At 32.6% G+C, this 7,246-nt stretch carries 6 protein-coding genes; 4 read left to right on the top strand and 2 right to left on the bottom strand.

The genetic code is table 11. The annotated features are described in order from the left end of the window. Positions 1–135: 135 nt before the first annotated feature. Both FYJ27_RS11865 and FYJ27_RS11860 read right to left on the bottom strand, forming a co-directional pair. Entirely contained in the window at positions 136–1,158 is a 1,023-nt protein-coding gene (locus tag FYJ27_RS11865; RefSeq protein ID WP_154485037.1) for a sugar kinase, read from the bottom strand. A gap of 27 nt (positions 1,159–1,185) precedes the next feature. Next, positions 1,186–1,812 (bottom strand): bifunctional 2-keto-4-hydroxyglutarate aldolase/2-keto-3-deoxy-6-phosphogluconate aldolase, encoded by a 627-nt coding sequence (locus FYJ27_RS11860; protein WP_154485036.1) that lies wholly within the window; start codon positions 1,810–1,812, stop codon positions 1,186–1,188. A 209-nt stretch (positions 1,813–2,021) separates the two neighbouring features. Between FYJ27_RS11860 and FYJ27_RS11855 the strand changes: the two genes are divergently transcribed. The 4 genes from FYJ27_RS11855 to FYJ27_RS11840 all read left to right on the top strand — a co-directional run bounded on the left by FYJ27_RS11855 (position 2,022) and on the right by FYJ27_RS11840 (position 7,160). Then, positions 2,022–2,780, top strand: a complete 759-nt coding sequence (locus FYJ27_RS11855; protein WP_154485035.1) for an IclR family transcriptional regulator — start codon at positions 2,022–2,024, stop codon at positions 2,778–2,780. A 294-nt stretch (positions 2,781–3,074) separates the two neighbouring features. Then, positions 3,075–4,358, top strand: coding sequence for a citrate transporter (locus FYJ27_RS11850; protein WP_154485034.1), 1,284 nt, complete (start codon positions 3,075–3,077; stop codon positions 4,356–4,358). Between the two features lie 16 nt (positions 4,359–4,374). Then, positions 4,375–6,507, top strand: a complete 2,133-nt coding sequence (locus FYJ27_RS11845) for a hydantoinase/oxoprolinase family protein (RefSeq protein ID WP_154485033.1) — start codon at positions 4,375–4,377, stop codon at positions 6,505–6,507. Further along, on the top strand, positions 6,507–7,160 hold the full coding sequence (locus tag FYJ27_RS11840) for a hypothetical protein (RefSeq protein ID WP_154485032.1): 654 nt from the start codon (positions 6,507–6,509) through the stop codon (positions 7,158–7,160). The genes FYJ27_RS11845 and FYJ27_RS11840 overlap by 1 nt, the downstream gene beginning before the upstream one ends. The last annotated feature ends 86 nt before the right edge of the window (positions 7,161–7,246 follow it).

Below are 7,246 nucleotides of genomic sequence, written 5' to 3'. Positions count from 1 at the left end.
TGCTATACCTAAAATTAGACTAAGAAAAATATATTTGAATTTATAGAAACTTAGGTACTTCAGTTGTTAACTTGAACATAAAAAAAGAGGCATTTCATAACTGATAAATCAGTTATGAAACAGCCCCTTTTTTCACTATCTTTGTACTCTACCAGAAGCATCTCCTTGAAGAAGATTTTCCACTTCATCTATACTAACCATGTTGAAGTCACCATGGATAGTATGTTTTAGTGCAGAGGCAGCTACTCCGAATTCTAGTGCATCTTTAAAGTCTTTACCAGATATTAGACCATAGATAAAACCTGATGCAAAGGAGTCTCCTCCTCCAACTCTGTCAACTATTCTAATATCATACTTTTTAGAATGATAAAATTCATTTCCATCATAAACACATGCAGACCAACCATTATCAGAAGCCGAATAAGATTCTCTAAGAGAGCTAACAACATATTTAAAGTTAAATTTCTCTATCATTTGTTTAAATATATTCTTATACCCTTCAAGTTCTAATTCACCAGTAGTTACATCAGTATTACCAGGTTTGAAACCTAAAGTTAGTTCTGCATCCTCTTCATTTCCAATACATACATCAACATATTGCATTAAATTTGTCATTACTTTTTGAGCTTTTTCAGGAGTCCATAGATTTTTCCTGTAGTTAAGATCTACTGATACAGTAACTCCATGTTTTTTAGCAGCTTTTAAAGCTTCTTCAGTAAGTACAGCAGCTTTATCACTTAATGCAGGAGTGATACCAGAAAAGTGGAACCATGTTGCATCTTTGAATATTTCATCAAAATCAAAATCAGATACGTCGGCTTCAGCAATAGCAGAATAAGCCCTATCATAGATAACCTTTGAAGGTCTCATAGAAGCACCAGTTTCTGAAAAATAGATACCTACCCTATTTCCACCTCTAACAATATAGTCTGTGTGGACACCATATCTTCTAAGTTCATTAACAGCAGCTTGACCTATTTCATGTTTAGGCAATTTAGTAATATAATAAGAATCTAATCCGTAATTAGCTAAAGATACAGCCACATTAGCTTCACCACCACCATAGACAACATCAAAAGATTTAGCTTGGATAAACCTTTCATTTCTTGGTGGAATAAGTCTAAGCATTATTTCTCCCAAAGTAACAACTTTTTTCATTATTAAAACCTCCTCTTAATTATAGACTTATTTTCTAGCATTTTTAATTTTTTCAACAAATTTCTTAGCAGTTTCAGTGATTTCATCCTTGGAACCTTTTGTGAGTCCGCCACCTACGCCAACTGCTACACAACCATTCTTTATCCATTGGTCCACATTGTCTAAATTTACTCCTCCAGTAGGCATCAATACAGCTTGTGGAAGAGGACCTTTTATAGCTTTTATGAAAGATGGACCAAAGACACTTCCAGGGAATACCTTAATAATATCTGCTCCAGCTTCCATAGCTCTAATCATTTCAGTCAATGTCATGCAACCAGGCATATATGGAATTTGATATCTATTACATAGTTTAGCAGTATCTAGATCAAAAGCTGGACTAACAATATATTTAGCACCAGCCAAAATAGCAACTCTAGCAGTTTCACTATCAAGAACAGTTCCAGCACCAACTAAAAGATTATCCCCAAATTCTTTAACTAAACTTTCAATTACTTTATGAGCGCCTGGTACAGTAAAGGCGATTTCTATAGCATCGATACCACCATCCATACAAGCATAGGCAATATCTTTTGCATGTTTATCATTTTCAGCCCTAACGACAGCTACAATACCAGTATCTTCAATTTTTTTTATAATATCATGCTTTTTCATTGAAAAACCTCCCTATGAAATTTCATAAAATGAAACTACAAACTATATTATGAAACCAATTAATTTATATTATAATAAAAGAAAATTATAAAGGCAAGTATTATTTATGGATCGAGTATTTCAAAGGGGAATTAACAAAATGAATAGCATTGTGATATAATCATATGTAAAACAATTATAGATTAATAAATATAATGGAGGATTAAACTATGCAAATTGTTCAATCAGTAGATAGGACATTAAGTATATTAGAATTACTTGCTGATTATGATGATGGTCTAAGGATAATGGAAATTAGTGATAAAGTAGGCTTACATAAAAGTACTGTACATAGGTTATTATCCACATTAGCATACAAGGGGTATGTAGTGCAGGACCTAGATACAAATAAATACAAATTGACTCTTAAACTTTTTGAGTTAGGAAGTAAAAGGATTAAAGATATAGATATATTAAGTGCATCTAAACCTTATACGAAAGCTTTAATGGAGAAAATCAATGAAATTGTCCATCTTGTTATTCAAGATGGGAATGAAATAGTCTATATTGATAAAGTAGAAGCAGATAATACAATACGTATGGCATCGAATATAGGGAAGAGAAGTCCTATGTATAGCACTTCTGTAGGCAAGGCGATGCTAGCGTTTATGGAGGAAGATGAAGTAGAGGAGATATGGAACAATAGTGAGATAGAAAAGTTTACAGAATATACAATTACAGATTTAGATGATTTAAAAGATAAATTGAAGGAAATAAGGGAGAGAGGTTATTCTGTAGATGATCAAGAAAACGAACTAGGTGTGAGATGTATAGGCGCTCCTGTGTTTAATAGATTTGGTAAAGTAGAAGGAGCAATTAGTATTTCAGGGCCGACTATAAGGGTTACAGAAGAAAAGGTTGAAGAAATAGCCAGAGAAGTAATTAAATATGCTAATATGATCTCAAATGAACTTGGATATATCAAATGATATATCCAAGTTCATTTTTTATGTTAAAAATATACAAGGAATAAAAACTTTTAATTATTCCTTGTAAATAATTTTTTTATATAGTATAATGAAAACAAATATAAAACCATGTTTCACATTATAAAACACAACAAATTTACTATATCTAAATCTAAGGATTTTTACATATCTGTTTTTAGAGTATTCTTTTTATTTTTTAAATTATGGGAAATCGATTTTCTATTTAATTATTATATTGGGAATACTTCTAAACTTGTAAAAACAGAAAAAATATATTTATGAAAGGAGAAGTCTATGGATATATTTATTGGTATTATCTTATTAATAACCTATTTAGGTTTAATCTATTATGCTGCACGTGGTGGCAACCTTATGATAGGTTTTGCAGTTATGGCTATTATATGGGTTGGGTTATGTATAGCAGGTGGACAACTTACCTGGGAAGAAGCACAACTCAATATATTTCAAGGTGGACCAGAAAGCTGGGGACCTACTGCAGTAATAGTAATTTTCGGTAGTTGGTTTGGTAGGGTACTTTTAGAAACAGGTATTGCCTCCAAACTTATAAAAAGTACAACAGAATTAGGAGGAGACGATCCTTTAATAACTACAGTTTTATTATCTATAGTTACAGGAATAATTTTCACTTCCACATTCGGAGCAGGTGCAGTAGTAGCTATAGGGGTTATTATATTGCCAATCCTTATGTCACTTGGCGTACCTAAATCATTGGCAGTATCTACTTACCTTATGAGTGTTGGTAGTGGAATGTATGTAAATATAGTGCTCTTTAAACAGATGCAAGCAATATTTGAAGAATTTCAATATGATTGGAACTATTTAAAATTTGGATTTTCAGCTATGGCAGTACAACTTATATTTATAATTATTATGTTGGTTGTTAAGCTTAGAAAAAATAGGGTCCATGGATGGGCAGCTAAAACAAAGGCCTCTGAAGAAAATGAGGACATACCTACTATAGCCCTCATAACTCCAATTATACCAGTGAGTCTTGCAATATTTTTTAATTGGCAACCAATTCCTGCTTTTATTGTAGCAACTATATTTGCTCTTGCAGTTTGTGGGAAACTTCCAAACTTTAGCGAAGCCTCTAGAACAATAACAAGAACCTTTTATGAAGGTGTAATCGATATAGCAGGACTTTTAGGATTCTTATTTATTTTGCCAATGTTCAATAAGGTATCTGGTGTTGCGGCACCTTTCTTTGAAGCAATTCTCGGAAATATATTGCCAAAGAATACCTTATTAATAAGCTTGGTATTTATTATAATTGCACCTTTAGGACTATTTAGAGGACCTCTTACAATATTTGGTGCTGGTAGTGCTACAGTTGGAGTACTTAATGCAATAGGAATGTTCTCACAAAAGTTCTTATTCCCACTTATGTATGTACCAACTATTACAATGAACCTATCAGCTTGTCCTACTCAATCATGGAACTTATGGGCTCTTAACTACAGTAAAGTTGGAGTAAAAGACTTTCTGAAGACTGGAGTATTGTGGGCTTGGCTTATTAGTGCTGTAAATATAATACTTGCCTACTTTATGTTTGGATAGTAAAGGAGGAAATTTTATGTCAAAAAGACAAATTAGGGTTGGTATAGATGTTGGTGGAACTCATACAAAAGCTGTAGCCATAGATAATAGTACCTATGAAATTATAGGTATAGGATCTGTAAAGACTACTCATGATAATGAGTTAGGTGTTTCAGCTGGAGTAGTAGAAGCATTTAAAAAATGTCTTGTAGAAAATGGAATTTCACCAGAAGAGGTAGTATTTATTGCTCATAGTACAACACAAGCTACCAATGCTCTTCTGGAAGGTGATGTAGCTAAGACAGGTATTGTTGGAATGGGCAAAGGCTTTTTAAGTGGATTTTTATCAAAGAAACAAAGTAATGTAAAGAACATAAAATTAGATGAATCAGGAAAGAGGAAGATTGAAACTTCCCATAGATATATAGATTTGAAAGATTATAGCATAGATAAAGTAGAAAAAGCTGTAGATGAGTTAAGTAATGAAGGTTGCAAGGTTATTGTTGCTTCAAAGGCCTTTGGTGTTGACGATATGACTGAAGAAGTAGATGTAAGAGAAGTAGGCAAAAAAAGGGGAATTGAAGTATCAGTAGCTTCGGATATAAGTAAATTATATGGACTTACTCGCCGTACTAGGACAGCTGTTATTAATGCGTCCATTTTACCTAAGATGTTTGAAACTGCAGATAGTACTGAAACAAGTGTAAAAATGGCAGGTATTAAAGCACCTCTTATGATAATGAGGGGTGACGGCGGTGTCATGAGTATAGATGAAATGAGAAAAAGACCTGTACTTACGATGTTGTCAGGTCCAGCAGCTTCCACAGTAGGAGCACTTATGTATCTAAGGGTATCAAATGGTATCTTCTTTGAAGTTGGTGGTACAAGTACAGATATAGGTGTTATAAAAAATGGTAGACCAATGGTTGACTACTCTATAGTAGGTGGTCACAAAACCCTTATAAACTCTCTAGATGTTCAGGTATCAGGAGTTGCAGGAGGTTCCATGGTTAGGGCAAATAATAGTTCTATCATAAATACAGGACCAAGATCTGCCCATATAGCCAACCTTCCATATGCAGCTTTTACAGATCCTAATGATATAGTAAATCCTAAAGTAGTTAGGGTACAACCCCTTGAAGGTGATCCATCTGATTATATAGCTATAGAGTCAGAAAACGGGAAAAGGGTAGCTATTACAGTAACCTGTGCAGCAAATGCTTTAAAAATGATAAAACCAACAGATTATTCATATGGAAACTATGAATCCTGTGTAAAGGCAATAAAACCATTGGCTGATGAGCTGAATATGACAGTTGAAGAAGTAGCTACAGAAATTTTAGAAAAAGCATCAGATATATGTATCAATGTAATAAATAGATTGTCTGAAAAATATAAGGTGGAAAAAGATCAGATGATATTAATAGGTGGAGGTGGCGGAGCAACAGCACTATTGCCATTTACAGCTAAGAAAATGGGATTAGACTATAAAATAGCTGAAAACGCAGAAGTTATCTCATCTATAGGTGTGGCTCTTGCAATGGTAAGGGATGTTGTAGAAAGGGTAATACCAAGCCCTACCCCTATAGACTTGCAAGAAATAAGGACAGAGGCAACTGATATGGCAATTAAATCAGGTGCAAGTCCTGAAAGTGTGGAGATACAAATAGAGATAGACTCTCAAACTTCAAAAGTAAGAGCTATAGCAACAGGTTCTACAGAAATTCAAACTACAGATCTATCTAAAAAGTTAACAGATGATGAGGCATTAGAACTTGCAGCAAAATCTATGAAAGTTGAAAAGAATAAAGCTGAATTAGTAGCTAAAAATAACAATTTCTATGTATATACAAGTAAAAAAGGGAAAGCTAATGAAATAAGGGTAATAGATAAAAAAGGTTTTATTAAAATTCAAAGAGGTGATGGTGCTGCTATTAAGACAACAACAGGTGGTGTAAGAGCAGCAGCAGATAAGCTTTGGGAAGAAATGTCTGTATATAAAAGTGATATAAAACTTTCACCAGATATTTATCTATGTATAGGTGCAAAGGTTATTGACTATGAAGGAATGATGGATGTACAGCAACTTCATATGGTAATGGACTCAGAACTTGTTACTAGATCATCCCAAGATGAAGTTATACTTATTGGGGCTAGGAATGATTTATAATGAAAGAAAAAATAGAATATTTGATGAAGCTTTCAGATAAAGAATTTGGATACTATATATTTTCTCATGATCCTATTCATAATAAGGTAGATGAAAAGTTAAAAGAAGAAATAATAGAAAAATCTTTAGAATGTGGAAGAGAAGTAGCAGAAGGATTAAAAATAAAATATGGATTTAAAAATATAGTTGAATATCTAAAGGTACTTGATTTAGAACTATGTACAAAAGATACTAATAGCGGATTAGAATATATTTATTTTGGAACATATCAAAAACCAAATAAGATAACAATATATACAGACAATATAAAATTAGGTACTGATTTAATAGAAGAATGGGATTTAGTTAGATTAAAAAATGTAGAACTACAAGATATAGTTATAGCTCATGAAATATTCCACCATTTTCAAGAACATGATAAGAGCCTGTATATAAATACAAATAAAATAACCCTTTGGTCAATTGGAAAGTTTAAATATAGATCCAGACTAGTAGCACAAGATGAAATTGCAGGTATGGCATTTGCAAAAGAGCTTTTAGAATTGGACTTTTCACCAAATGTTTTAGACGTATTATTGCTTTATCCACATGATAAAGATTTAGCTATAGAAATCTACGAAAATATAATAAACTCAATACCTAAAAAAATATAGGTTGGTTTCAAAAAAAGGAATATGGAAAGAACCATATTCCTTTTTTAAAATTTAAATTTTTAATATAGAAGAAAGTCTACAAGAAT

This window comes from Anaerosalibacter bizertensis (assembly GCF_009696605.1).
GTDB lineage: Bacteria > Bacillota > Clostridia > Tissierellales > Sporanaerobacteraceae > Anaerosalibacter > Anaerosalibacter bizertensis.
The sequence above is the reverse complement of the archived record's forward strand: the minus strand, read 5'-3'. Positions and strand labels throughout refer to the sequence as shown.